The 24917-nt window shown below is 61.2% G+C and carries 22 protein-coding genes and 1 tRNA gene; 16 read left to right on the top strand and 7 right to left on the bottom strand.

Features of this window, described 5'->3' with window-relative positions; all coding sequences use genetic code 11:
* Positions 1-64 precede the first annotated feature (64 nt).
* Positions 65-2041, top strand: coding sequence for a phage tail length tape measure family protein (locus tag ACT54B_RS09925; RefSeq protein WP_476044592.1), 1977 nt, complete (start codon positions 65-67; stop codon positions 2039-2041).
* On the opposite strand, the gene ACT54B_RS09930 is transcribed toward ACT54B_RS09925, so the two are convergent.
* Positions 2023-2202: a hypothetical protein gene (locus tag ACT54B_RS09930; RefSeq protein ID WP_476044593.1), complete on the bottom strand. Its 180-nt coding sequence runs from the start codon at positions 2200-2202 to the stop codon at positions 2023-2025. The genes ACT54B_RS09925 and ACT54B_RS09930 overlap by 19 nt on opposite strands.
* Before the next feature lie 114 nt (positions 2203-2316).
* Here ACT54B_RS09930 and ACT54B_RS09935 point away from each other — a divergent pair, with 114 nt between their 5' ends.
* From ACT54B_RS09935 to ACT54B_RS09960, 6 genes are all read left to right on the top strand, one after another.
* Positions 2317-2769 (top strand): hypothetical protein, encoded by a 453-nt coding sequence (locus ACT54B_RS09935; RefSeq protein WP_476044594.1) that lies wholly within the window; start codon positions 2317-2319, stop codon positions 2767-2769.
* On the top strand, positions 2766-2954 hold the full coding sequence (locus ACT54B_RS09940) for a hypothetical protein (protein ID WP_476044595.1): 189 nt from the start codon (positions 2766-2768) through the stop codon (positions 2952-2954). The genes ACT54B_RS09935 and ACT54B_RS09940 overlap by 4 nt, the downstream gene beginning before the upstream one ends.
* A gap of 36 nt (positions 2955-2990) precedes the next feature.
* A complete protein-coding gene (locus ACT54B_RS09945) occupies positions 2991-4259 on the top strand; it encodes a phage major capsid protein (protein WP_476044596.1) in 1269 nt (422 codons plus the stop codon).
* A 1-nt stretch (position 4260) separates the two neighbouring features.
* On the top strand, positions 4261-4788 hold the full coding sequence (locus ACT54B_RS09950; RefSeq protein WP_476044597.1) for an HK97 family phage prohead protease: 528 nt from the start codon (positions 4261-4263) through the stop codon (positions 4786-4788).
* Complete coding sequence (locus tag ACT54B_RS09955; protein ID WP_476044598.1) at positions 4779-5918, top strand: phage portal protein; 1140 nt, start codon at positions 4779-4781, stop codon at positions 5916-5918. Before ACT54B_RS09950 ends, ACT54B_RS09955 begins: the two co-directional genes overlap by 10 nt.
* Before the next feature lie 181 nt (positions 5919-6099).
* Positions 6100-7140 carry a tyrosine-type recombinase/integrase gene (locus ACT54B_RS09960; protein WP_476044599.1) on the top strand — a complete coding sequence of 347 codons (1041 nt, stop codon included), beginning with the start codon at positions 6100-6102 and terminating at the stop codon, positions 7138-7140.
* A gap of 59 nt (positions 7141-7199) precedes the next feature.
* On the opposite strand, the gene ACT54B_RS09965 is transcribed toward ACT54B_RS09960, so the two are convergent.
* Positions 7200-7273: transfer RNA gene (locus tag ACT54B_RS09965), tRNA-Gln, on the bottom strand.
* Positions 7274-7588: 315 nt separating this feature from the next.
* Here ACT54B_RS09965 and ACT54B_RS09970 point away from each other — a divergent pair.
* From ACT54B_RS09970 to ACT54B_RS09980, 3 genes are read left to right on the top strand one after another with little or no spacing between them, the layout of a single operon-like run.
* A complete protein-coding gene (locus tag ACT54B_RS09970; protein WP_476044600.1) occupies positions 7589-9106 on the top strand; it encodes a Ppx/GppA phosphatase family protein in 1518 nt (505 codons plus the stop codon).
* A 9-nt stretch (positions 9107-9115) separates the two neighbouring features.
* Positions 9116-9844: an RlmE family RNA methyltransferase gene (locus tag ACT54B_RS09975; protein ID WP_476044601.1), complete on the top strand. Its 729-nt coding sequence runs from the start codon at positions 9116-9118 to the stop codon at positions 9842-9844.
* Between the two features lie 22 nt (positions 9845-9866).
* On the top strand, positions 9867-10250 hold the full coding sequence (locus ACT54B_RS09980; protein ID WP_476044602.1) for a VOC family protein: 384 nt from the start codon (positions 9867-9869) through the stop codon (positions 10248-10250).
* A gap of 20 nt (positions 10251-10270) precedes the next feature.
* Here ACT54B_RS09980 and ACT54B_RS09985 read toward each other — a convergent pair whose 3' ends face one another.
* Entirely contained in the window at positions 10271-11668 is a 1398-nt protein-coding gene (locus ACT54B_RS09985; RefSeq protein ID WP_476044603.1) for a DHA2 family efflux MFS transporter permease subunit, read from the bottom strand.
* A gap of 251 nt (positions 11669-11919) precedes the next feature.
* Here ACT54B_RS09985 and ACT54B_RS09990 point away from each other — a divergent pair, with 251 nt between their 5' ends.
* The 3 genes from ACT54B_RS09990 (at position 11920) to ACT54B_RS10000 (ending at position 15136) form a co-directional block, all read left to right on the top strand.
* Entirely contained in the window at positions 11920-12915 is a 996-nt protein-coding gene (locus ACT54B_RS09990; RefSeq protein ID WP_476044604.1) for an MBL fold metallo-hydrolase, read from the top strand.
* A gap of 152 nt (positions 12916-13067) precedes the next feature.
* Complete coding sequence (gene guaB / locus ACT54B_RS09995) at positions 13068-14564, top strand: IMP dehydrogenase (protein ID WP_476044829.1); 1497 nt, start codon at positions 13068-13070, stop codon at positions 14562-14564.
* Entirely contained in the window at positions 14564-15136 is a 573-nt protein-coding gene (locus ACT54B_RS10000; protein ID WP_476044605.1) for a hypothetical protein, read from the top strand. The genes guaB and ACT54B_RS10000 overlap by 1 nt, the downstream gene beginning before the upstream one ends.
* A gap of 31 nt (positions 15137-15167) precedes the next feature.
* Here the strand turns inward: ACT54B_RS10000 and ACT54B_RS10005 are convergent, their stop codons facing one another.
* Positions 15168-16958 carry a methyl-accepting chemotaxis protein gene (locus tag ACT54B_RS10005; RefSeq protein WP_476044606.1) on the bottom strand — a complete coding sequence of 597 codons (1791 nt, stop codon included), beginning with the start codon at positions 16956-16958 and terminating at the stop codon, positions 15168-15170.
* A gap of 429 nt (positions 16959-17387) precedes the next feature.
* Between ACT54B_RS10005 and ACT54B_RS10010 the strand changes: the two genes are divergently transcribed.
* On the top strand, positions 17388-18041 hold the full coding sequence (locus ACT54B_RS10010) for a TetR/AcrR family transcriptional regulator (protein WP_476044607.1): 654 nt from the start codon (positions 17388-17390) through the stop codon (positions 18039-18041).
* A 21-nt stretch (positions 18042-18062) separates the two neighbouring features.
* On the opposite strand, the gene ACT54B_RS10015 is transcribed toward ACT54B_RS10010, so the two are convergent.
* Positions 18063-19013, bottom strand: coding sequence for a LysR substrate-binding domain-containing protein (locus ACT54B_RS10015; protein ID WP_476044608.1), 951 nt, complete (start codon positions 19011-19013; stop codon positions 18063-18065).
* Positions 19014-19232: 219 nt separating this feature from the next.
* Between ACT54B_RS10015 and ACT54B_RS10020 the strand changes: the two genes are divergently transcribed.
* Together ACT54B_RS10020 and ACT54B_RS10025 are read left to right on the top strand one after the other, a co-directional pair.
* The gene (locus tag ACT54B_RS10020; protein ID WP_476044609.1) at positions 19233-19490 is read left to right on the top strand and encodes a DUF1127 domain-containing protein; all 258 of its coding nucleotides are present in this window, start codon (positions 19233-19235) and stop codon (positions 19488-19490) included.
* Between the two features lie 248 nt (positions 19491-19738).
* The gene (locus ACT54B_RS10025) at positions 19739-22324 is read left to right on the top strand and encodes a methyl-accepting chemotaxis protein (RefSeq protein ID WP_476044610.1); all 2586 of its coding nucleotides are present in this window, start codon (positions 19739-19741) and stop codon (positions 22322-22324) included.
* A gap of 52 nt (positions 22325-22376) precedes the next feature.
* Here ACT54B_RS10025 and ACT54B_RS10030 read toward each other — a convergent pair whose 3' ends face one another.
* Positions 22377-23228, bottom strand: coding sequence for a DUF937 domain-containing protein (locus ACT54B_RS10030; protein WP_476044611.1), 852 nt, complete (start codon positions 23226-23228; stop codon positions 22377-22379).
* A gap of 162 nt (positions 23229-23390) precedes the next feature.
* Complete coding sequence (locus ACT54B_RS10035; RefSeq protein ID WP_476044612.1) at positions 23391-24764, bottom strand: glutamate--cysteine ligase; 1374 nt, start codon at positions 24762-24764, stop codon at positions 23391-23393.
* Positions 24765-24917: the final 153 nt, after the last annotated feature.

Consider the following 24917-nt stretch of genomic DNA (forward strand, 5'->3'; position numbering starts at 1 on the left):
ATATGGTACTATGGAGTGATTCTGCGCGCTATTAATAGACGTGTACGCGTCAAAGGGGTTTCTGATGGCTGAAGATTCGGGCGGTTTGCTGGTTGAAATCGGGGTGACACAAGCCCGAATGGAGCGTGAGCTTGCGAAGCTGATCAAGAGCGCTGGCGACTCTGCGACCCAAATGGAAAAGTCGTTCACTGCGGCGAATGCCAACATTGGCAAAAACGCGACCAATGCATTTAGCAGCATTAGCCGCGGATCCGGTGCAGCTGCCCCCGCTGTTCGCGATCTTTCCGGGTATACCGCCAACTTAGGCGCTAACTTGAATGATATCGCCGTGCAGCTTGCCGGTGGGCAGTCGCCGTTTCAAATCATGCTCCAGCAGGGAACGCAAATCGGGCAGATCGCTACGCAAGCAGGCGTCGGCATAAAGGGGATGGGGTCTATCCTGGCGGGCGCTTTCGCTTCCGTGATTAGCCCCGTCAATCTTCTCACGTTCTCGCTAATCGGTCTCGGCGGCTATGCCGTGCAGTATTTTTCCGACGTCATAGCGGGCGGCGGTGAATCTAACTCGACCCTTGAGAAGCAACAGGAGCTTGTCCAACAGGTGGTAAAAGCCTGGGGGGATGCTACACCCGCCCTCAAGGCATATTACGACGCCCTCGAGCGTGCCCGCCAAGCGCAAGACCTGATTAGCGCAACGGATATCGTTGCGAAGCAGCAGTTTGACGAGGTGAGGGGGAGCGTCGAAGCGCTGGACCTGCAGCTTACGGACCTGCTGCTTGAATTGGATCGTGTCGGGGAAAACCCGGAAAAGATCCGCGCTGTCTCCGAGTCCTTCGAAACCCTAAGGGTAAAAATGGCCGACGGAACCGCTACCGCTGCGGATCTCCAGGCGGTGCAAGATGCGCTTTCCGCAACGATGGACGCTGGCGCGCCGATTGTCGCTGAATTCGCCGGGCAAGTCGGTGTCCTCGCATCGTCCCTGGTAAACGCTGCTACAGCGGCAAGAAAGGCGCGCGATGACCTCCAGGCGCTGACGGGCAAATTCCCTTCTCACGGTTCGGGGCAGGGCGGCTTGCTGTCCGGCGCAGATATGACGATTCAGGGAAGCAGTGACCCTTCATTGCCCTACAATGGTCCAGCGCCTCAATCGCGCCCGCCTGTCGAACTGGAAGGGATGAATTGGCTTTCCAAGGGCGGCGGTGGAAGCAAGGCGACGAAGTCGAACCCGTATCAACAGGAAATCGAAAGCATCCGCGCCCGAACGGAAGCCCTTCGCGCCACGACCGAAGCGCAAGCTGCAGTTAACCCGCTGATCAACGATTACGGCTTTGCGATGGAGAAGGCAAAGACCGAAGCGCAATTGTTGTCCGAAGCGCAGAAAGCCGGGATCGCGATCACGCCGCAGTTGCGGGAACAGGTCGCGTCGCTGGCGACGCAATACGCCCAAGCGTCTGTGGATGCAAAGCGTCTGGCGGAAGAGCAAGGCAACATCAAAAAGCGCGCTCAAGAATGGATGTCCTTGGAAAAGGACGTCATGGGCGGCTTTATCAAGGATCTTCGCGACGGCAAAAGCGGGATGGAAGCCCTTAGCAATGCCTTGAACAAGGTCGCCGACAAGCTTCTTGATATGGCGATCAACGACATTTTCGCACCGTCGGGCGGCGGTGGGGGCGGACTGTTAGGCGGCAGTCTTCTAAGTGGTGTCGGAAAACTTCTCGGGTTCTCGAGCGGCACCAGCAACACGGGCGGACGGCGCGGCGAACCGCGCGGTATTGTTCACGGGCAAGAGGCGGTCATTCCGCTTCCGGCTGGCGGTAAAGTCCCGGTCCAGATCAACACGCCGACCGTCGCGACCGGCACGCCGAACCGCGAAGAAATCACCGTGAGCCTGCAGGCGGACCCGGGGTTGATTGCCAATATCGCAGATCAGCGCATTCAAACGGCGGGCGGGACGATTGTTCGCGTCGCCGTAAGTCAAAGCATGAGGCAGGTTAAGGAAGCCATGCCCGGGCTAATGACCGACGCTCAATCTCGATCTTTGTAATTGAGCGCCGATTGCAGGCGGTCCTTCCTGTCTTGGATATTCTTAAGTTCCTGTTCAAGTCGCTCAAAAATTGGCCAAGCTTTCTCGCCGCGCGGATGCGTCTGAATGATTTCAGCGAGTTGTTTCATGGCTTTGCGTATTTGCGCTTCGGTGACTTTCATAGCGCTCTCCGGTTTTCCACATTCTCCTCCACGATCAACAAATATGCCGCCGAAAAGTTCTTGCGTTTTCTTCTCGATTAAATCAGTATCGTGAAAACAGAACGAGGTTTCAAAATGGACGATACCGTAAAGCTTAACACAAACGCCGCGTGCCGCGTCATCGGAATCGATCCCGACCGGCTAAATGAAAATGTCTCTGCTGGCCGCATGCCGTGCCTTCCCAAAACTATCCGGGGTCGTTCACGATCGTTCACCCAAGATGATTTGCTTACCCTGTGGCTGTTTCGTTCTTTGTTGGACAGGAAGATTCACGCAAAGAATGCGGGTTATTTGGCCTGCGAGATTGCAGGCAAGGCGCGTTCTAACCCTGAAGCGGAATTCATATCGATCGTTGAAACGGTCATCGGCTCACGTTCCGTGTATGTTTATGACGATGTCTTCGACCGTGACGAATTTGAACAACGCCGCTTCGGCGCACCCGTTCATGATGTAATGAACTTTAACATAAAGCTCATACGCGAAATCATCGCCGCCCGAGTGAAAGAAGAGATGGAGTCGGACCAATGAAGATCGAAAAAGAACTTTCGGAAGCCGCGCAGTACGTCACGGGCGGGAGCCTGGAAAAGCTGCCTTTGGATAGGCTTTACTGGTTCATGACCGTTACCAAGGGGATGGCCGACCTTGCCGAGACGGAAATGAAACGGCGCGGTGCGTATCCCTTCCCGGCCCATCGAAATATGACTTTCCGTTAGAAGTGGTGCCACGGGTGAACTTTTACGGAAAAGTTCTTGCAATATCTTCTCGAACAAGGATCAAAAACGATGCTGAAACTTCACGAACTGATCGAAAAGCGAACCGCAACCGTGGCACGTATGAACGACGCACACACCAACGATAACAACGAAGCTTTCGCGGCGGCAGAAACCGAGCTTCGTTCGATCGATGCGCAGATCACCCGCGCCCGTGCCATCGAAGCCGCGGAGCGCGCTGAAGTCGGTCGCCCCGTTCACGGTGACGTGCATCTTGAAAACGAGATGCGCAGCTATTCGCTTGCTGCGGCAATCAGCGGGGCGCTGAGTGGTCGCCTTACTGGTCGCGAAGCGGAGATTGACCAGGAACTGAAGCGCGGTCGCGAGTCCCGCTCGGGCGCTGGTATTCATATCGCGGTGCCTACCGACATTCTTCTCGGTATCGAACAGCGCACCGGGCAGACGGTGAGCAGCGCCGTTGCAGGCGGCTTGACGGTCGGCACCCAAATTGCAGCGATTGCCGATCGGTTCCGGCCCGCTCTCAAGGTTGAAGCTATGGGCGCAACCGTTCTGCGGGGCCTTACGAGCTTTCTTGACCTTCCGAATCTGGGTGCCAGCGGTTCAGCTACCTGGGTCGGTGAAAACCAGAACGCGACGCGGTCCGCCGCTAGCTTCGGTTCCGTGTCCATGGGTCCGAAGACCGTGACCGCCGAATATCAGATGTCGCGCCGGCTGATGCTTCAGAATGGTCCGGCAATCGAGTCTTTGCTCCGGCGCGATCTCGGCTTCCTGCTGGCGCAGGCGCTCGATAGCGCAGCGATCAACGGGAACGGTGTTCTTGCCCCTCTCGGGATTCTCAATACCGCAGGCGTAACAAAGGTGGCGAATGGTGCGGCAAATCCGCTTGCTACCGAATACGGTTCGCTTTCCGCCGATATGATGATGGAACTCGAGCTTGATGACGTAACGGGCACGTCCGCTTTCCTCACCAACCCTACGGTAATGAACGCCGTGCGGAAACAGGTGGACGCCAACGAACACGTTATTTCGATGGCCGAACTGTTCCACAATCAGCGCGTGGAAGTGACGAACCAGGTTCCGAAAAACATCGGCACCGGCGGAAACAAGTCTGCATTGATCTATGGGCAGTGGGCCGAACTGTACGTCGGCTATTGGAGTGCGGTTGATCTGCTGATCAATCCCTATCACCCCGACGTCGCGTCGAACGGTGGTTCACTTCTCCATGCGTTCCTCGACGCTGACGTGGCAGTCCGCCACCCGTCGGCCTTTGTGTATGCAGAGGTGTAAAATGATCGAGAAACGCGCCTTCACTGAAGTTCGTTCGACCGGTCGGCAAATCACCGGCTACGCCGCCACGTTCAACAGTGAGGCGCGTATCGGATCGTTCGTCGAGGTCATTGCTCCGGGCGCGTTTTCGGGCGCGCTCGGTGGCGACATTCTGGCACTTGCAGACCATGACCCGGCTCGGGTGTTGGGGCGCACACGCTCCGGCACTCTCCGGCTGTCCGAAGACGCTCGAGGGCTGGCGTTCTCACTTGACCTTCCGGACACACAAGCCGGGCGGGATGTTCTGGCACTTGCGGAGCGCGGCGACCTGGGCGGAATGTCGTTCGGCTTCACCGTGCCGAAGGGCGGCGAGACGTGGCAGGGCGAACGCCGCACCCTACGCAACATCGCACTCAAGGAAATATCAGTCGTGAGCGCCTGGCCGGCCTACTCGGACACTGAGATTGCGCTTCGCGCCCGTTTCAATGCGTCCGATGCCGAACGCCGCCGCCGCGCACTTATTCTTGCAGAGGTTTTCAAATGCGCCTGATCGACAATCTTGCACGTATGGCCGGTTACGAAAAGCGATCGATGCCACAAAATCCGTCGGTGGTCGCCCGTATGCCTGGACTCGCATTTCCCGCGGGCTTTTCGCTTCATGCCGCCGAGAACATTAGCGCGGTGCTGGCATGTGTGAACGCTATCGCCACGGCTTTGGCATATGTCCCTGTCGGCGTTTATCGGCGGGAAGGGAGCGACCGGCTTGAAGCCCCTTCGCATCCGTTGGGCCGTCTTGTTCGCACGGGCGTAAGCGGCCTGACGTGGCCGGAATTCGTTGAACATTTGGTTGCATCAACGCTTCTCACCGGGAACGGCCTCGCCGTCATCGAGCGCGGCGGAAACGGTCAGCTTGCGAGTTTCAAATATGTGCCCTGGGCGCGCGTTGGCGTTGTCGAACTGACAAGCGGCAATATGGCATATGATGTTTCCGACGAACGGGGGAAGGTCACCCGCTATCTCTCAAACGAGGTTGTCCACCTTCGCGACCGCACCGACGACGGAAGAATCGGGCGCTCCCGACTGTCACGCGCTGCCGAGACGGTGGAAAGCGTCATGGCCGCAAACACCCACGCCAAAGCATTTCTCAATAATGGTGCTTCTCCTTCAGGTGTTTTCGAGCATCCCCAAAAGTTGGGTCAGGAAGCGTATAACAAGCTGAAACAGTCTCTCGCCGATCATCAGGGGGCGACCAACGCCGGCAAAACGATTATCCTTGAGGAAGGGATGCAGTGGAAGGCGTCGCAGATCAGCCCCGAAGATGCGGAACTGCTCGAAACCCGCCGTTACGGCGTCGAAGAAATCGCCCGCATTTATGAAGTCCCGCCCCCTATCATCGGCGATTACACGCATAACACCTTCACCAACAGCGAGACGGCAGGCCGGTGGTTTGCGATGTTCACCCTGGCACCCTGGGCGCGGAAGATCGAAGCGGCCTTTGCCGCAACGGTTCTCGGATCAAGCTTCGAAATGGAATTCGACCTATCGGGGTTCCTTCGCGGTGATCCCCAAACCCGTTGGGCTTCGTATAAGATCGCGCTCGAAACGGGCGTTCTTGATGCGGATGAAGTCCGAGTCCTGGAAGGCTGGAACCCGCGCAACACCAACAACGGACAGGTGTGAGCCATGGGACGCAAGGTGGCGCAATACTCGCGGGCCGATATCTCTCGAGCGATCCAAGGCGCTAAGGACGGGGGTATCAACGTCGGTAGAATCGAGATCGAAGGGCCGAAAATCGTTATATTTGCACAAGATGCAGTTCCGGAACCGAAGTCAGACTTAGAAAAGTGGCGGGTGCAGAGAGATGCGCGTAAGGCTCAAGGGGTTAAACAGCAAAACCAAAACGCTAGCGAGCGGTGAAAAGCGAACTTATTGGTACGCTTGGAAGGGTGGCCCGCCCTTGCCCGGTAAGCCTGGCGATCCCGAATTCATGGCGGCGTACAACGAGGCGGTTGCGCGCAAAATCGCGCCGAAGGCTGGCACCCTGCAAAGCGTGATCAACGGGTTTCAAATCAGCACCGATTGGGATGATTTGGCTGATCGCACAAAGAAAGACTATGCAAAGCTTATAAAGATCATTGAAACGGAGTTTGGTGACTTTCCGATTTCAGCGCTTGGTGATCGCGACGCTAGAGGTATTTTCCTAGCGTGGCGCGACGAGCGCGCCAGAGCATCGCGCCGTCAGGCAGACTATGGGTGGCAAGTCTTTGCGCGGATTCTCTCCTGGGCGCTGGGCCGTGGGCTAATTCCGGCGAACCCCTGCGAAAGGGGTGGCAGGGTATATCGCGGCACACGCGCGGACAAAATTTGGACCGTGGATGATGAAAGTGCGTTTCTTGCATCTGCACCGCCGCATCTACACTTGCCGCTAATCCTCGCACTATGGACCGGGCAGCGCCAAGGTGATCTTCTTCGCCTTTCATGGACGCAATATGACGGGAAGGTTATTCGGCTTCAGCAGGGCAAGACCGGTGCACGCGTCACGGTGCCGGTAGGTGAGCCGCTGAAACTCAGACTTGATGCTATGAAGCGAAAAGAGGGAAACATTCTGGTGACCATGGAAGGTAAGCCATGGACTGAGGACGGGTTTAGAGCTTCGTGGCAGAAAGCATTCAAAAGGGCAGGCCTATCGGGGATCACGTTCAACGACACGCGCGGAACAGCAGTTACACGTTTGGCCTTGGCGGAATGTACCGAAGCGGAGATTGCAACTATCACCGGCCATAGCCTTCGCGACGTTCGATCAATCCTTGATGCTCACTACCTGCACCGAGATCAACGCTTGGCGGAATCAGCAATTCGCAAGCTTGAGGCGTACGAAAAGAAAACAAAAACTCCCGACTGACCTCCCGACCGTATCGGGATGTTCCAATCATAAACCGGAAAAAGCGCTTAGAAAACAATTGGCTGGGGAACCTGGATTCGAACCAAGATTAACGGAGTCAGAGTCCGTCGTTCTACCATTGAACTATTCCCCAGCAGTGCGAGCGATGTTCGCCGCTGGTGTGGCGGGCTTATAACCAAAAGATTTGCGGATGCAAAGGGCTGATTTCAAAAAAATCCGGAATTTTGTTCCGCCGCCCGATCTGGGGGCCGCATCGGTGGAGGGTATCGGATGCAGGGGCCAGCAGGCGCGCCAGTGAGTGCGGGGGGCTTTTGGCGGGGTGGTCCGGGAGCGGAAAAAACAATTTGGAGAAGAAGGCGCAGGCTGTTATCCTTGATATCAACGAAACTATTGGACCGCCTGCGGCATGCCTCCCGTGAAGGCCTTGCGCGGCGGAGGGTAAATCGACGTGGAAAACCCCGAGAGCGGCGCTAAAACGCCACCGTCCGGGGCGTCTGAAGCGGGCCGCAAGACCGGAAAATCGACCCGGCGCGGCAAACGGCGGCGGAATGGGGCACCCCATGCCGCGCCCGTGGCCATACCCGCAGGCCAGGCAGGCGCTCCGCCTGCCGCAGGACGCCCAGCCGAAGCCGGAGAGGCGAAAACTTCGCGCAAGCGAAAGCGCCGCCGCGCGCGTGCCGACAAATCCGTTGCAAGGACCGAGGGAAACACCGCGCCGCAGACCGTCGCGCCGCCCGAAGTGAAGCCGTCAACACAGCCGTCGGCCGGCGATGACAATCCTTCGAAAGCCCGCCGGGGACGCCGCAAGAACCGCAACAAGCGGGGACTGCAGGGCAGGCCCATGCCGCCGGCCCAGGCACCGGCTCCGGTGGACAACCGGCCCGAACAGGCCGATTCCCGTAAACATGCGCCCGCGTCGGCGCCGCAGCGCTTCCAGGAGCGGCACAGTCTCCGGCCGCGGGACGAGGATCTGTATGCGGCGCTCGACCTCGGCACCAACAATTGCCGTCTTCTGGTCGCCCAGCCGGGCAGACCCGGACAGTTCCGCGTCATCGATGCCTTCTCGCGCATCGTGCGTCTGGGGGAGGGCCTTGCCGCCAGCGGCCGCCTCTCCGAGGAAGCCATGGACCGGGCCGTCGAGGCGCTGCGCATCTGCGCGGCGAAAATCCGTAACCGCGATATCCGGCGGATGCGGCTGATCGCCACCGAAGCCTGCCGCGCCGCAACCAATGGTGAAGCCTTCCTGGAGCGCGTCACGGCCGAAACCGGACTGGAACTTGAAATCATCAACCGCGAAACGGAGGCACGTCTGGCTGTTTCCGGCTGTTCGTCGCTGGTCGGGCGCGAGGCGCGGTCCGTGGTCCTGTTCGATATTGGCGGCGGCTCGTCCGAAATCGCGGTTCTCGATATCAATGGCCAGCGCTCCAGCAGGCTTGCCCACCACATCACCCACTGGACATCGCTGCCCGTCGGCGTGGTCACGCTGTCCGAACGTCATGGCGGGCAGGATGTCACGCCGGATGTCTTCGCGGCCATGGTCGATGAAGTGGAGGGCATGCTCGCCCGGTTCGATTGTCCGCCGATGCGTTCCCGCGGCGATGGCTTCTACCTGATCGGGACATCCGGCACGGTGACCACCCTTGCCGGCGTCCATCTGAACCTGCCGCGTTACGACCGGCGGCAGGTCGATGGCCTCTGGCTGAGCGATCCCGACGTCAGCGCCATGCAGGCGAAGCTGCTTTCCTGGAATTTCACCGAGCGGGCCGCCAATGCCTGCATCGGCCCTGATCGTGCCGATCTCGTGCTGGCTGGATGCGCCATTCTGGAGGCGATCCGCCGCCGCTGGCCGAGCGAGCGGATGCGGGTCGCCGACCGCGGCTTGCGGGAGGGCCTGCTGACCGACATGATGGCCGACGACGGGGTGTGGAGCCGCAACCGTTCGCGCCGGACCAACAAGAACCGCTGAGGACCATTCATGACAAAGCCTCCGATCGGCGGCAACCGCACCGGCCGAAAGCTGGGCCAGAAGGTGAAGAAGGGCAAGCTCAAGGCCTCTTCCCGCCGCTGGCTCGAACGGCATATCAACGATCCCTATGTGCAGCGCGCCAAGCTGGAAGGCTATCGCGCCCGCGCGGCCTTCAAGCTGTTGGAAATCGACGAGAAGCACCAGATCCTGAAGGGCGCCCGGCGCATCATCGATCTGGGCGCCGCTCCGGGCAGCTGGTCGCAGATTGCCGCCAAGGTCACCAATTCATCGGACGAGGATGTGCGGGTGGCCGCCATCGATTTCCTGGAAATGGCGCCGCTGCCCGGCGTTCATATTCTCCAGCTCGACTTCCTTGACGATGCCGCGCCCGAGAAGCTCATGGAAGCCATCGGCGGCGCACCCGACGTGGTGCTCTCCGACATGGCGGCCCCGACGACCGGGCACCAGAAGACGGACCACCTGCGCACCATGCATCTCTGCGAGGTTGCCGCCTATTTTGCCGTCGAAGTGTTGGCGGAAGGCGGGCATTTCCTGGCGAAGACCTTCCAGGGCGGCACGGAAAAGGAGCTGCTTTCGATGCTGAAGCAGAATTTCCGGCAGGTCCTTCATATCAAGCCGGCCTCGTCGCGGGCCGAATCGGTAGAAATGTTCCTGCTCGCGAAGGGCTTCAAGGGCCGCAAGGCGGAAACGACCGATACTGAAGACGCCGACGCCTGATACGGCGCGGGGAGGGGAACGCATGCTGCTCTACATCACGCTCGGCACGAATGATCTCGTCCGCTCGCGCCGGTTCTACGATGCCGTCATGCCGACGCTCGGGCTCACCTTCGTCCATGCCGATGATACGGAATTCGGCTTCACTCGCCCGGGCGATGCGCGCACCCGCTTCTGGGTGACGAAACCCTTCGACGGCAAGCCGGCAACCATCGGCAATGGCTCCCTCGTGGCGCTTGAGGCCGAAAGCCGGGCCGCTGTCGATGCCTTCTATCACGCCGCGCTCGCCCATGGCGGCACGGATGAGGGCGGGCCGGGGCTCCGGCCCTACCACGCGCATTTCTATGCCTGCTATGTGCGCGATCCCGACGGCAACAAGCTCTCAGCCGTCTGCGAGCGGCCGGAATAATCCCCGCAAGGAAATGGCCTTCACCTCTGCCGCCGGGTTACGGGTATCCGTTGGCCGGAAGCACTGGCGCCGACCCGCTTGTCCAGCCGGATGAACGGAAGAACCGCGGCGAGAGACAGGGCCGAGACGATAAAGAACGCCAAATGAAAATCGGAAAGCTGGAGCGCGCCGCCGCGAAGCGCTGCCCCGCCTTCAAGGATGACGGCGGCCAAGGCCACGCCCAGCGCAAGACTGACCTGCTGCGCCACCGATCCCATGGAGGTGGCCTGGCTTGCGCGGTCGTCGGGAATTTCCGAATAGCCGAGGGCGTTCACGCCGGTAAAGAAGAAGGAACGGGTAAAGCCCGCCATCAGCAGGAAGGCGACCATGACCGCGACGGGCGTCGTGGCTTCGAAGAAGCCGGAGGCGGCGGTGGTGAGTGCCGACAGGGTCGCTGCGACGATCAGGGTCGTCCGGAATCCAATCGCCGCGAATACTTTCTGGGCCAGAAATTTGGTGCTGATCGCCCCAACCGCGCCGGTAAAGGTGATCATGCCGGACTGGAAGGGGCTCATGCCGAAGGCGATTTGCAGCATCAGGGGCGTGAGAAAGGGAACCGCGCCGGTGGCCACGCGGAAGATCGAGCCGCCGATGGTCGCGGCCCTGAATCCGGCATTCTGGAAAATGGCTGGATCAAGAATGGGCGCCGGATGCCGCCGCGCATGGCGGATGTAGAGCACCAGCGCCAGGATGCCCGCAAGCACCGAGGCATAGCCGGTCACCGGCGGCAGGGCGGGCAGGCTGATCACCGACAGGCCGAACACCACGCCCGAGGCGGCAAGCGCGACCAGCAGGAAGCCGTAGAGATCGATCGGCGGCGGGGCAGGGGCCTCGATGACCGGCAGATGCACGGTTGCCAGCCACATTCCCAGAAAGCCGATCGGCACATTGATCAGAAAAATCCAGTGCCAGCTGAAATAGGTGGTGATGAACCCGCCGAGCGGCGGCCCGGCCATCGGGCCGATCAGGGCAGGGATGGTCAGATAGGCCATGGCTGCCACCAGTTCGCTGCGCTTGGTGGTGCGAAGCAGCACGAGGCGGCCGACCGGGGTCATCATCGCGGCGCCCGCTCCCTGAAGAAAGCGGAAGATGACGAATTGCAGAAGGCTGCCTGCCACGGCACAGAGCACGGAGCCGACAACGAAAACGAGAATCGCCCCGCGGAAAACCGATTTGGCCCCGAAGCGATCCGCCATCCAGCCGCTGATCGGAATGAAGATGGCAAGCGCAACCATGTAGGAGGTCAGCGCCAGCTTGAGGGTGATCGGGCCCACCGAAAGATCGGCAGCGATGGCCGGCAGGGCGGTGGAGATCACAGTGGAATCCATCTGCTCCATGAAGAGCGCGACGGCGAGGATGAGCGGTACGATGCGATTCATGCGGCATTCCGGGGCCGGAGGGTGGTTCGCGTCGGGGAAGGGGCAAAGGCCCGCCGGCACAGGACCGTAGGGGATGACAGCAGCAGATAGCGTGCGCCGCCGTTTTGTCCAGCAAAACCGCCCGATCTGAGGCAGGCTTCCCCCGGATTTGGGGGTGGCGTTCAAAATCCCGTGAGGTCGTCGGCCGCAGGTACTCCCGGCTGTGCCGAGCGCTAGTTTCTCCCGGGCGGCAATGCCAAGGGAGATCCAACATGATAGAGAGCGCAATCAGCAGACGAAGCCTTATGACAGGCACGGCGGCGGGCCTCGTCGCAGCCCCGGCCCTTATGAGCGGCCGATGGGCATCGGGCACGGCGGAAGCAGCGGAGACAGAAGTGGCAACGTCGATGGGTGAGGGCATCCGGCCCCTGAAAATCGGATCTTTCAAGGTCACCGTCATCCGGGACGGGTTCCGCGCGGCCGACAAGGTCAACGAGACCTTCGGCACGAACCAGCCGAAGGAGGACGTGGCCCGGTTGCTCGGCGAAAATTTCCTGCCGGCGGATCAGTTCGTCAACAGTTTCTCGCCGGTCCTCGTCGAAACGGGAGTGGACAAGATCCTCTTCGATACGGGCATGGGGGAGATGGGGCAGTCCTTCGGCGCCGGGCGCCTCATCGACGGACTGGCCGCTGCCGGGGTGAAGCCTGAAGACATCACGGTCGTCGTCCTGACCCATCTCCATCCCGATCATTTCGGCGGCGTGATGAAAGCAGGAGCGCCGGCCTTCCCCAAGGCAAGATATGTCTTCGGCGAAACCGAATTTGCCTTCTGGACCTCGTCGGACCGCAAGGGCACGCCCGCCGAAAAGAACCATGAGATGGTCATGCAGGCCGTGGCGCCGCTGAAGGATCAGGCCACTTTCCTGAAGGAGGGCGACACGGTCGTCTCCGGCATCACCGCCATGCTGGCCCCCGGTCATACGCCCGGCCACATGATTTTCGGCCTCGAATCGGAGGGGCGGAAGCTGTTGCTGACCGCCGATACCTGCAACCACTATGTCCTCTCGCTGCAACGGCCGGACTGGGAGGTGCGCTTCGATGCGGACAAGGCGGGCGCCGCCGCCAGTCGCAAGAAGGTGTTCGACATGATCGCGACCGACCGGCTGGCCTTTATCGGCTACCACATGCCCTTCCCGGCGGTGGGCTTCGTGGAGAAGATCGGCCCCGGCTATCGCTTCGTGCCGGCCAGCTATCAGTTTGATATCTGAGAAAAAGTCGAAAGCCCGTCAGCCTGACGGGCTTTTGCTATTCCCTTCGGCCGAAAGTCATGGTAGCAGCCCTCGTCAACTCCAAGGAACACCTCGACGGTAGCGGCGGCTTCAAGGCCTGTCCGGTACCTCCCACATTCAAGGAATTGGCCATGGCCCGCATCATTGAAACGGCAACCGGCGCGGAAGCGCTTACCTTCGACGACGTGCTGTTGCAGCCCGGCCATTCCGAGGTCATGCCTGGTCAGGTCAACGTGGCCACCCGCATCGCCCGCGATTTCGACCTCAATATCCCGATCCTGTCTTCCGCCATGGATACCGTCACCGAGGCACGGTTGGCCATTGCCATGGCCCAGGCCGGCGGCCTTGGCGTCATCCATCGCAATCTCACCCCCATCGAGCAGGCGGAAGAGGTGCGGCAGGTCAAGAAGTTCGAAAGCGGCATGGTGGTCAATCCGGTGACGATCAGCCCGGAAGCCCCGCTTTCTGAGGCGCTCGGCCTGATGAAAACCCACGGCATTTCCGGTATTCCGGTCGTGGAAAACGGCGGCAATGGCAAGGCGGGCCGGCTGGTCGGCATCCTCACGAACCGCGACGTGCGGTTTGCTTCCGATCCGAACCAGCGCATCTATGAACTGATGACGCGGGAAAATCTCGTGACCGTGAAGGAAACGGTCGATCAGCAGGAAGCCAAGCGCCTGCTGCACAAGCACCGCATCGAAAAGCTGCTGGTCGTCGATGGCGATGGCCGCTGCGTGGGTCTGATCACGGTCAAGGACATCGAGAAGTCGCAGCTGAACCCCAACGCATCCAAGGATGCACAGGGCCGCCTGCGCGCCGCCGCCGCGATCAGCGTCGGCGATGACGGCTTCGAGCGCGCCGAACGGCTCATCGATGCCGGCGTCGACATGCTTGTCGTCGACACCGCCCATGGGCACTCGCAGCGGGTGCTGGATGCGGTTAGCCGCGTGAAGAAGCTCTCCAATTCCGTGCGTGTGATTGCAGGCAATGTCGCGACGGCAAGCGGCACGCTCGCGCTGATCGATGCCGGTGCCGATGCGGTGAAGGTCGGTATCGGTCCGGGCTCCATCTGCACGACCCGTATCGTCGCGGGCGTGGGTGTTCCGCAGCTCGCCGCCATCATGGGTGCCGTGGAAGCGGCCCAAGCCCATGATGTGCCCGTGATTGCCGATGGTGGCATCAAGTTCTCGGGCGATCTGGCCAAGGCGATTGCGGCCGGCGCTTCCGCCTGCATGATCGGCTCGCTGCTGGCCGGCACGGATGAAAGCCCGGGCGAGGTCTATCTTTACCAGGGCCGCTCCTTCAAGGCCTATCGCGGCATGGGGTCGGTCGGCGCCATGGCGCGCGGCTCGGCGGACCGCTACTTCCAGGCGGAAGTGCGCGACACCCTGAAGCTGGTTCCGGAAGGCATCGAAGGTCAGGTTCCCTACAAGGGCCCGGTCTCGGGCGTGCTGCATCAGCTCACGGGCGGCCTGCGCGCCGCCATGGGTTATGTCGGTGGCAAGGACCTCAAGGACTTCCAGGAAAAGGCCACCTTCGTGCGCATTTCCGGCGCGGGCCTGCGTGAAAGCCACGCCCATGACGTAACCATCACCCGCGAAAGCCCCAACTATCCGGGCAGCGTCTGATGGCGGGCTTCCGGCTTCAGGTCTTTCCGCTGGCAGCGGGCTTTCTGGCCGCTGTCGCGGCAGGACTGGCTGGCTTCATGATCTTTCAGGTGGGGCCTGCCTTCGAGGCGCTGACGCGGCTGCCGATCCTCGATTTCCGTCTGGCGGGTTATGAGGAGGCCGATGTGGCAAGGCTGGTAGCAGCGGTGAAAACCGCCCCGGCCGCCGCAACCCTGCTGCGCGACATGCATCTCGGCCCCGATCTTCTGTTTCCGGCTGCCTATGCGGCGCTGGGCCTGATGCTGATCGCCCGATTTGCGCCGGGCACGCAGGTGTTTCACAAGCCGATGAGCGGCTGGCGGCTGATTGCGGCGCTGGCCATGCCCCTTCTCTATGCTGTCTCGGATTATGCGGAAAACATCGTGAGCCTGATGCTGTTCGATCCTTCCGCCCCTGCGGACACGGTGCAGCATTTGAGCGGCTGGCTGCCGCTAGCGACGCGGCTGAAGGGCATGTTCTTCTTCATCACCCTCATCCTTGCCTTGCGATTTGTCCTGTTCCGCGAAGCCGGAACGAAAAACGCCGGCGCGTGAGCGCCGGCGTCGAGGCTTGGCCTGATACCGCCTAGAATTGCCGCCATTCCGGGTCAGCCTGCTGCGCCAGGGCGGCCTGCCCGGCAAATCGCCGGCCGGCAAACCCATCCACCACGGGACGCTGCTGCGGAGTTGCTGCCATCCTCCTCTCCTCGCCGAGATTGAACTGCTGAAGCAGCTGATCCAGCTGATAGGCTTCGCTGGCCAGATTGACGCTCGTCGTTGTGGTCTGCTCGACCATGGCGGCATTTTTCTGGGTTCCCTGGTCCATGCTGGACACGGCGTGATTGATCTCTTTCAGGGCGTTCGATTGCTCATGGGAAGAGCTGACGATGGCCGCCACGTGCCGGCTGACCTCCTGCACTTCGCTCACCATGGCCCGCAGCGACTGGCCGGCCGCATCGACCAGCGAAACGCCCGATGTGACCTGATCGCGGGAGGTCAGGATCAGCGTCTTGATCTCCTTCGCCGCCGTCGCCGAACGCTGTGCCAGTTCGCGCACCTCCTGGGCCACGACTGCGAAGCCGCGTCCGGCATCCCCGGCGCGCGCCGCTTCCACACCGGCGTTGAGAGCCAGAAGGTTGGTCTGGAAGGCGATGTCGTCGATCACGCCGATGATATTGGCAATCGCGCCTGACGATCTGTCGATTTCGTAAATGGCCTCCACCGCCTTGCGGACGATGTCTCCGGAATGCTCCGCGCCGGCGCGGGTCTTTTCGACCAGTCGCCCGGCATCCTCTGCCCGGACCGTCGCATCGGCGACCGTGCGGGTGATTTCCTCGATGGCCGCCGCCGTCTCTTCCACGGAGGCCGCCTGGGAATTCGTCCGCTTGGCGAGGTCGTCTGTGGCGGCCCGCATCTCCATGGCTGCCGCATTGATCGCCGAGGCATTGATGCCCACCGCTTTCAGCGTTTCCAGCAATTTGTCGGCCGACGTGTTGAAATTCACTCTCAGGGCATCCAGTCCGTCCGCGAAAGGCCGCTCGATCCGGTGGACGAGATCACCGGCGGCAAGGCGCAGCAGGGCTTCCGCCAGATTGTCGATGGCAAAATTGAGATTGGCCCGCTCCGAGCGCCGCTCCTGATCGCGCTCGTCGCGTTCGGTCTCCGCTTCCCGCCGGGTGGCATCCGACCGCAGCTCAAGTTCGATCCGGTTGATTTCATTGGCCCGGAAAACCGCGACAGCCTGCGCCATGTGGCCGATTTCATCCTTCCGGTCCAGGCCTTCCACAGCAGCCTCCGTATCGCCCGCAGCCAGCGCCGCCATACGCTCGATGGACCGCTGGATCGGCTGAATCACGCCCTTGCGGGCCATGATGAGGGAAAGCGCGATGGCTGCCCCCATGCAAAGGGCCATCGCCGTGACCGTCACGACCAGCGCCTTGTGGTTTTGCGCGCTCAGCTCGTTGCGGGCGGCATCGGTCTCCGTTTTGACGAACTGCGCCAGCTGGATCAGGTTTCTGTCCGTCTGATCGCCGGGGGCGTCGAGAGAATGAAAGAGTGCCTCCGCTGCATCCTTGTTGCCCGATTTTGACAGGTCCACCGCTGCGGCCAACTGCTCGACGATCTTGTCCGCCCGGGTTCCCGCCTGCGTAATGCCCTGGCTGAACTTCGGCGCCATTTCCGCCGCCGTGTCGAAGAGCACGGCAATCTTCTTCCGCATGGCCCCCATGTCATGATGTCCGCCTGAACCATCCGGCGCCGAAACCAGGTTCCCCGCTTCCACCATGGCGCTGCGAAACTCGGCCCGGGCCTCCATCAGCTTCGCGATCCCCGCCGCATTCTGCGTCAGGAAATCCGCATATTTGCTGTCGCTGTTCATGAGCTGATATCCAAGCGTCGTGAGGCCAATGCAGCCGCACAGGCACACCGTCAGAATGGGAATCAATATTTTCGTGGTCAGCTTCAAATTGCCTAATTGAAACATGGTTTCTTCCTTGAAATGGCGGTGACGGCAGGCCAGTCTCCGGTCGTTATGAGATAAGGTTATAAGAGTCGAAAATTAGAAAATAATTAAAAGTGTGCGCCAGTTCGTTTTCGATACGATGCATTGACGGTCCTGCGCCAGACCCCACACGTGCAAGTTTATACATGTAATAATAAAGTTGCTTTTTATGGAAATGATATACGTGAATTGAGGTATTACTTAAGTTTACGCTGTTTTCGTCCGTGGAAACCGGTTAAACATCGCCGCGCTCCGGGAAGGTCTGGCATGTCGCGCAGGCTTTATTGATGATCGGAATGACGGGAAATGGGTGACAAGAAGGGGGCCGACCGGATCAATTACCGGAAGAAGCCCAAGCAGGACAGGAGTGTGCAGCGGGTGGAGCAAATCCTCGCCGCGGCCCGGCTCTTGATCGGCCGCCATGGCTTGCAGGGCCTGAAGATGACCGAGATTGCCGCAGAAGCCGGCGTCCCGATCGGCTCGGTCTATCAGTATTTCCCCGAACGTGCGGCGATCGTGAAGGCGCTCTTCGAACGAACCGCCGAAGCCGTCCAGGAGAAGATCCGCACCAGCTTCCATGCCGTCGGCAGCCTCTCCGAAGCTCTCGACGTCATCACCTCCGTCACAGACTGGTACTATCAGCAATTCCTTGAAAATCCGGCGGATTTCGAAATCCTCATCGCCACCGAAACCGACCGTGACCTGATCAAGCTGAATGTGGAGGACAGCCGTCAGGTGGGAGAGCTTTTCTACAATTCGATCAAGCACCTGCTGCCGGAGGACTTCCCCGTCGACATGGGCACCCGCAGCTTCCTGCTGAGCCATCTGATCGGTTCAGCCATCCGGCTTGCGGTCGTGGCGGGCGATCCTGCCGGTCGCGTGCTTCTTGCCGACTGGAAATTGTTGCTTCGGGACATGCTTTTTCATGTGCCGGGCACCCGTCCCGTGCCGCCCGGCTGATCCTTGTGGCAGACCTCCGGTCTACCAGCCCTGCAGCCCGCCCACGCTCCGGGCCTTGAGATAACGTCCGAAACCCTTCACATCGCCATCGCCGTCGTCATTCACATTGGCGGGGGTGATGTTGTCCAGGCAGGCCGTAATGTGGTTGGTGATGGCATTCATGAGAGACGTGGGCACGCCCGGACGCTTCATGATGCCGATCTGAACCGGCGGAAGTGCCGGGAAACCGTCCGCCTGCGTCAGCACCTTCATGCCCGTGCGCAGCGCTGATTCCGGCAGAACCGAAACGGCCATCCCGGCCAGCACGGCTGAGGCGACCACGGTAGAAGACCAGCTGGTGAACAGGATCTGATATTCCCTGCCGATGCTGTCCATGGCCGAGCTGGCAAGCTGGCGCCACTGGCAATCCCGCCGCCCGACCGCGAGCGGCACGGGCATGTCGTCCGGCAACGGATGATTGGCGGAGCCGACCCAGCACAGCGGTTCGGTGCGCACCACATCCGACATGCGCTCTCGGGGATTGTGGGTGACAAGCGCGATGTCCAGTTCACCCTTCGCCATCTTCTCTGCCAGATCGACTGACGGTTCGCAGACGATATAGAGCTCCACATTGGGGTGGGTCTTGGCAAAGCGGCCGATGATTTCCGGCATGTAACGGTCCGCATAGTCATCCGGCGTGCCGATGCGAAGCGTGCCCTCGAGACGGTTGTCGTCGAAGGCGGCGATCGCCTCATTGTTCAGGCGGATGATGCGCCGGGCATAGTTCAGCAGCTTCTCGCCCTCGCCGGTAAGGCGGATGCCGCGGCCATCCTTGGCGAAGAGCTGCTTGCCGATCCGTTCCTCCAGACGGCGCATCTGCATGGAGACGGCAGACTGGGTTTTGTAGACGCGATCGGCGGCCTTCGTGAAGCTGCCCGTATCCACAATGGCGATGAAGGTCTGAAGCTGATCGAGGTCGAGTGGTGCAGTCATCGGTGGACCCATGAAAATGTTTGATGGCTATTATTAAAAACATGCGTTGGACTGATCAATACTTATTTGACAAGTTTCAAGGGCAAATACAGCACCGGCACCGCCTCCCACGGTTGCTGCGCGCTTCACCCCCTTGTCCTCGATCCCAGCCGGCGGACCGACTCCATCCGCGCCGGAAGGCATCGTCGACTCCTTGAGAAAGGTCCCAAGACCATGCGTATGTTGGATGCACTTCGCGCGGGCGGCATGCCCGTTGTAACGGCACGTCCGGCCCGCTTCTGGGCCTCGCTTGCACGTCAGCTGCAGAACCGTATGAACCGCAAGGCGGTTCTGCGCCTGGATGGTTTCTCCGACCGGGAATTGGCCGATATCGGCCTGACCCGGCGCGACATCCGCTCGGCGCTCGATGGCTCCCGGTTCTTCGATGATCCGAGCCGCAAGCTCGCTGCCTCGGTTCGCGGGCAACGCCACGCCTGAGGCGCGGCGGATCGTCTGGCCCGCCCGTTCGCCCTCTTTACTTCCCCGCAGGACCCATCCCAAGACGTCCTGCCACTTCGCCGGCGGAGCAAAGCTTCGCCGGTTTTTTTATCCACAGGCCAGAAAAGATGCCTTAACGGGAGCGAAACCAAGTCTTGGCTAGACTGGCGCTCAGGGTGGCGAACAGGATTGTTCCGCATGAAGCAGCCATCGGGACCCAATTGCAGTATATTGTCTGAGGTTCTGTTATGCGTTTTTCCCGAAAGCTGCCGCTTGTGGCCGCGCTTTTTGCCATCGCTTCCATCAGCGGAACGGCCGCGGTCGGGCTTTATTCGAACGCGTCGAATCTCTCCGAGCAGGCCTTCGAGAAACTGGAGGCAACAGCCGATGGCCGCCGCAACGAGGTGAAGGCGGTCCTGCAATCCATACGCAGCGACATGGCGGTCATGGCGGCGTCCAGCGTCACCCAGCAGGCGCTGTATGGGCTGGAGGGCGCCTGGAAGTTCCTGGGCGACACGCCGAAGGATGAAATTCAGGCCCGTTACATCGCCGGAAATCCCAATCCGCCGGGTGAACGTCTCCTGTTCGATACCGCCAAGAAGGACGCCTTCGATCGGGCACACCGGCAAAATCACCCTTTCTTCCGCAGCCATCTGACATCCGAGAATTATGCGGACATCTTCCTGATCGATCCGGATGGCAACGTGATCTATTCTGTGGCCAAACAAGCCGATCTTGGTGAGAATCTGCGGTCCGGCGCGGCCAAGAACACCGGTTTGGCCCATGCCTTCGAGGCAGCACTCAAGCTGACGGCCGAAAGTGCCCCGGTCATGACGGGTTTTGCGGCCTATGATGCGGCCGGCGGCGAGGCCTCTGCCTTCGTTGCCGCTCCGGTCCTGATGAGTGACGAAGCGATCGGCGTGATTGCCTATCGGCTGCGGCCGCAAATGCTCGAGCCCGTCTTTGCCAACCTCACGGGTCTGGGAGAAACGGGGGAATCCCTGATGGTGAATGCCGATGGCATTCTTATCAACGACAGCCCGAAGACGCCGGACAACGACAGTCTGCTCAACCGGATCGACAGCCCCCTGATCGCCACAGCCCTTGAGAACGGTCAGGCCCGCGGCATGATCGAAGGCTACCGCGGCATGGAGAGCTATGGGGCGCTGCGGGAATTGAGCCTCGGCGACATGAAGCTGGCTGTGGTGGCGCTGATCGGCAGCGACGAGATCCAGGCGACGCTTTTCGCCAATATTCGCGATGTCGCGCTTGTCTCCGCGCTGATGGTGCTGGTGGGCACGATTGCCGGCATCCTCTATTCGCGCACCATCACCCGCCCGATCTCCTCGCTTGTGGATCGCATGAAGGAGCTCGCTGCCGGCCAAATCGATATCAAGCTCGAAGGAGAGGAACGGCAGGACGAAATCGGCGACATGGCGCGTTCGGTGGCGGTGCTCCGGCAATCCGCCATTGAAAAGCTGCGGCTCGAGGGGATGAATGACGAGGAGCGGCGGCGCGCCGATGCCGAGCGTCAGGAACGGGAAGCGCTCCGTGCCGAGGAGCAGCGGCAATTGACCTTCGCCATCGACAGTCTGGGGGCTGCTCTGGAGCGGCTTTCTGCGGGGGATCTGACCGCCACCATCCACCAACCCTTCTCCAGCCATCTCGAGCGCCTCCGGCTGGATTTCAATGCATCGCTGGAACGCCTCTCGGAAACCATGCGGGGCGTAACGGGCAATGTGGTGGGCATGCATTCGAGGGTAAACGACGTGAACCGCGCGACGCGCGAGCTGACCCAGCGTTCGGCCGACCAGCAGACGACGCTGCACGAGACCTCGTCCGCCATCCGCGCCATCATGGCCGCCATCCGCGCATCGACGGAGAAGGCCGATGCGGCCTCCCGCCTGGCGCAGGCCGCACGGCAGGAATCCGACCAGTCCACCCACATCGTCGGCGATGCGGTGGAGGCCATGCAACGGATCGAAAGCGCCTCCCGGGAAATCAGCCAGATCATCAACGTTATCGACGAAATTGCCTTCCAGACCAACCTGCTGGCCTTGAATGCCGGCGTCGAGGCGGCACGGGCAGGGGAGGCGGGCAAGGGCTTTGCGGTGGTCGCCCAGGAGGTGCGCGAACTGGCACAACGCTCTGCCAAGGCGGCGAAGGACATCAAGGCGCTCATCACCAAGTCCGGTCAGGAGGTCGCAAGCGGTGTGGGCCTCGTCCAGCAGACGGGTGAGGTTCTTTCCTCGATTGCCGGGCAGGTCGTCCAGATCAATGACCAGATCCACTCCATCGCAGCCGGAGCGCGGGAACAATCGTCGACCCTCTCCGAAATCAACACGGCCATGACCCGCATGGAGAATGCCAGCCAGCTGAGCCTGCAGGCCGCGACCGAGACGAGCACGAATGTGGCGGCGCTGTCGACGGATGCCGATGCTCTCACTGCGCTGCTCTCCCAGTTCAATACGGCAGATGTGGAATACCGGGCTGCGCCGGCACCCCGTCGGGATGGCGGCCAGCCGGCTTCCGGTTTCAATGGGCCGACTTCCGGTTTCGGAACCCCGGTTCCGCCCCAAAATCCGCGTCCGGCCACGCCCCGCGCACCGAGGCCGCCTTTCCCCTCGGCCGAGAGCGAGCCTGCACCCAAGCCGGCGCCTCGGAAATCCTCACTCTTCACCTTCAGCAAGCGGATCGAATCGGTGGATAGTGCCGCAAGGCCGAAGCGTCCGGTCGCATCGCCCGCCCGGGAGCTGATGGGCAAGGTCAGTGCCGGTCTCGGCCTCAGGCAGCAGGAAAGCGGCTCGAAGGATCAGGACTGGAAAGAGTTCTGACCGGTCGGGTCACGACTGTCTCACCGCAGCCAGGGGCAGGCTCCGGCGTCTTTCAGGCGCCGTCTTTCCGCGTCCAGCTTTCGAAAAGCGCATCGAGGCTCTGCTGGTAGTTCTTCTGAACCTCAAGACCCGTATCGAACAGGGTGTTGATAAAGGTGCCATAGGCCTCGCCGGGGGTGGCGTCCGGCTTTTCTTCCGCCTTTGCTTCCGCGGGTTGCGCAGGCTTCGTCCCCGCCACCATCATGTCCTGAAAGGCTTTCATCATCGGATTGAAGCCGAAGGGATCGCTCTCGGCGGCCTTGGGCTGCTGACCGGCGAACATGGATTGCATCGCCTTGGTGAACGGATTGTCGAACATCGCCTTCATCTGGGCTTCCATGGGATCCGGCTTGCGCGGAGCCAGGCCCATGGTTTCCAGCCACTGGCGCTGCATGTCCATCATGCGATCCGGCGAGAAGGGGTTGGCCGCCCCGCCGTTGAGTTGCCCGGTCATCTGCTTGAACAGACCGCCCATCATGGTATCGGCCAGCGCCGGCATCATCTGTTTCAGCACATCCTGGCTGAGGCCGGTGAAGCGGGCGGCCTGATCGGCAACTGCCCGGGCGATTTCTTCCGAGCCGAAGATCGTGCCGAGCGCTGCCTGTCCGTCCCGCATGCCCTGGGGAGTGAAGGCGCGGGCAAGATCCTCGAAATAGGATGCGTAATTGCCCGAACCCGCCTGCTGCATCAGTTTCATGAAATCGAGCGGCGTGCCGCTCTGCCGCTTGAAAGCCGCGGAGAAGGCCGGCATCAGCGCCGCCACCGCCTGCGCTGTCTGTTCCTGCGCCAGGTTGAACTGCCGGGCAAGCGCCTCCATGGCCTTGCCGTTTTCGGCCTTCATCATCAATTCGAACAGTGGGAGCATTGGTGTCCTCGCCTTGATCCGCCCGCAGGGTCAGCACCGGGTTGTCCCGGCGGCGCAGGCGGCGCCATCGCGACACTATAGACGCAAATATCAGAACGAAAACCGCTTTCTGACATCTGTCCCGAAGACGAAGGTCGAAGCCGGCGCGGGGCCGGCCCCGGCTCAATACTGATAATCGTCAAACACCGGATCGACCGAGCCGTTCCAGCGGCCGTTGTAGAGCGCAAGCATCTCGTCGGCGAGCGTCGCACCCTTGGCGATCGCTTCGTCGAGCGGGCCGAGGAAGACGCTTTCATCGACACCATCGCCATTGCGGCGCGCGCGATCCTTGAGCCCCTGCCGAGAGATGGCGACGATGTCGCGCCCGACTTCCAGAAGCGAGCGTCCGCGAATCGTTGCCTTGAGACCGGCGGCCGGAACCGAATCGCGCAGCGCCTGAACGTCCTCGTAGGTCCAGGCGGCGGTTGCCTGCTCGGCCGCATCGAGCGCCGAGGCGGAATAGAGAAGCCCTACCCAGAAGGCCGGCAGCGCGCAGATGCGCCGCCACGGGCCGCCATCGGCGCCACGCATTTCGAGGAATCGCTTCAGGCGCACGTCCGGGAAGAGGGTGGAGAGATGGTTGGTCCAGTCGCCCATGGTCGGCTCCCACTGGGCAAGTTCACCCTTCAGTGCGCCATTCATGAACTGGCGGAACGTCACATGCGTACAGTCATGGTACCGGCCGTCGCGCACCACGAAATACATTGGCACGTCGAGGGCCCATTCCACATAGTGATCGAATCCGAAGCCCTCTTCGAAAGCGAAAGGCAGAAGCCCGGCCCGCTGGTTGTCGGTGTCGCGCCAGATGTCGCCGCGCCAGGACAGGAGAGCGTTCGGCTTGCCGTCGGTGAAGGGAGAGGACGCGAACAGGGCGGTGGCCAGCGGCTGCAGCTTCAGCGACACCAGCATCTTCCGGCGCATATCCGCCTCGGAGGAGAAGTCGAGATTCACCTGGATCGTGCAGGTGCGGTACATCATGTCGAGCCCCTTGGTGCCGACCTTCGGCATGTAACGGGACATGATGCCATATCGGGATTTCGGCATGCGGGGCGTTTCCGCATAGGTCCATTTCGGGCTGCCGCCCATGCCGAGGAAGCGGATGCCGAGCGGCTCGGCCACCTCGCGCAGCGTGGCGAGGTGATGGTTGGATTCCTTGCAGGTCTCGTGCAGGGTCTCGAGCGGCGCACCGGACAGCTCGAACTGGCCGCCCGGCTCCAGCGAGATCGCGCCCATGCCGATGGGGGAGGCCAGGCCGATGATCTTGCCCGCATCCATGATCGGTTCCCAGCCGAGCTTGTCCTGCATGCCCAGCAGCAGGGCGGAAATGCTGGCCTCGCCCTCATAGGGAACGGGGGAATGGTCTGCCTTGAAGAAGGCGAATTTTTCGTGCTCGGTCCCGATGCGGAAATCCTCTTCCGGTTTCGAGCCGGAGGCCAGATAGGCCGAGAGTTCTGAAACGGAGGAAATCGGCGTATCGTCGGTAGTATCACGAGCCATGGAAATTCTCTTGCCTGGTTGAAATTCAGGTGGACCTCAGATGCGTCCGTCTGGCTGATTGAACTGGAAAGCGGTGACGCGCAAGTGAATTCGTTTCAAGTTCGCGTGAAAAAAATCGATGCGACATCCCCTTGAATTGGAGCGGCAGCTCAC

The organism is Gellertiella sp. DMC107 (assembly GCF_056313605.1).

What these genes read in the sequence shown, in the direction of transcription:
- ACT54B_RS09930 (WP_476044593.1), bottom strand. Translation starts at nt 2,202, where the DNA reads ATGAAAGTCACCGAAGCGCAAATACGCAAAGCCATGAAACAACTCGCT.
- ACT54B_RS10025 (WP_476044610.1), top strand. Translation starts at nt 19,739, where the DNA reads ATGCGTTTTTCCCGAAAGCTGCCGCTTGTGGCCGCGCTTTTTGCCATC.
- ACT54B_RS09985 (WP_476044603.1), bottom strand. Translation starts at nt 11,668, where the DNA reads ATGAATCGCATCGTACCGCTCATCCTCGCCGTCGCGCTCTTCATGGAG.
- ACT54B_RS10030 (WP_476044611.1), bottom strand. Translation starts at nt 23,228, where the DNA reads ATGCTCCCACTGTTCGAATTGATGATGAAGGCCGAAAACGGCAAGGCC.
- ACT54B_RS09950 (WP_476044597.1), top strand. Translation starts at nt 4,261, where the DNA reads ATGATCGAGAAACGCGCCTTCACTGAAGTTCGTTCGACCGGTCGGCAA.
- ACT54B_RS10000 (WP_476044605.1), top strand. Translation starts at nt 14,564, where the DNA reads ATGGCGGGCTTCCGGCTTCAGGTCTTTCCGCTGGCAGCGGGCTTTCTG.
- ACT54B_RS09935 (WP_476044594.1), top strand. Translation starts at nt 2,317, where the DNA reads ATGGACGATACCGTAAAGCTTAACACAAACGCCGCGTGCCGCGTCATC.
- ACT54B_RS10035 (WP_476044612.1), bottom strand. Translation starts at nt 24,764, where the DNA reads ATGGCTCGTGATACTACCGACGATACGCCGATTTCCTCCGTTTCAGAA.
- ACT54B_RS10010 (WP_476044607.1), top strand. Translation starts at nt 17,388, where the DNA reads ATGGGTGACAAGAAGGGGGCCGACCGGATCAATTACCGGAAGAAGCCC.
- ACT54B_RS10015 (WP_476044608.1), bottom strand. Translation starts at nt 19,013, where the DNA reads ATGACTGCACCACTCGACCTCGATCAGCTTCAGACCTTCATCGCCATT.
- ACT54B_RS10005 (WP_476044606.1), bottom strand. Translation starts at nt 16,958, where the DNA reads ATGAACAGCGACAGCAAATATGCGGATTTCCTGACGCAGAATGCGGCG.
- guaB (WP_476044829.1), top strand. Translation starts at nt 13,068, where the DNA reads ATGGCCCGCATCATTGAAACGGCAACCGGCGCGGAAGCGCTTACCTTC.
- ACT54B_RS10020 (WP_476044609.1), top strand. Translation starts at nt 19,233, where the DNA reads ATGTTGGATGCACTTCGCGCGGGCGGCATGCCCGTTGTAACGGCACGT.
- ACT54B_RS09960 (WP_476044599.1), top strand. Translation starts at nt 6,100, where the DNA reads ATGCGCGTAAGGCTCAAGGGGTTAAACAGCAAAACCAAAACGCTAGCG.
- ACT54B_RS09955 (WP_476044598.1), top strand. Translation starts at nt 4,779, where the DNA reads ATGCGCCTGATCGACAATCTTGCACGTATGGCCGGTTACGAAAAGCGA.
- ACT54B_RS09925 (WP_476044592.1), top strand. Translation starts at nt 65, where the DNA reads ATGGCTGAAGATTCGGGCGGTTTGCTGGTTGAAATCGGGGTGACACAA.
- ACT54B_RS09975 (WP_476044601.1), top strand. Translation starts at nt 9,116, where the DNA reads ATGACAAAGCCTCCGATCGGCGGCAACCGCACCGGCCGAAAGCTGGGC.
- ACT54B_RS09940 (WP_476044595.1), top strand. Translation starts at nt 2,766, where the DNA reads ATGAAGATCGAAAAAGAACTTTCGGAAGCCGCGCAGTACGTCACGGGC.
- ACT54B_RS09990 (WP_476044604.1), top strand. Translation starts at nt 11,920, where the DNA reads ATGATAGAGAGCGCAATCAGCAGACGAAGCCTTATGACAGGCACGGCG.
- ACT54B_RS09980 (WP_476044602.1), top strand. Translation starts at nt 9,867, where the DNA reads ATGCTGCTCTACATCACGCTCGGCACGAATGATCTCGTCCGCTCGCGC.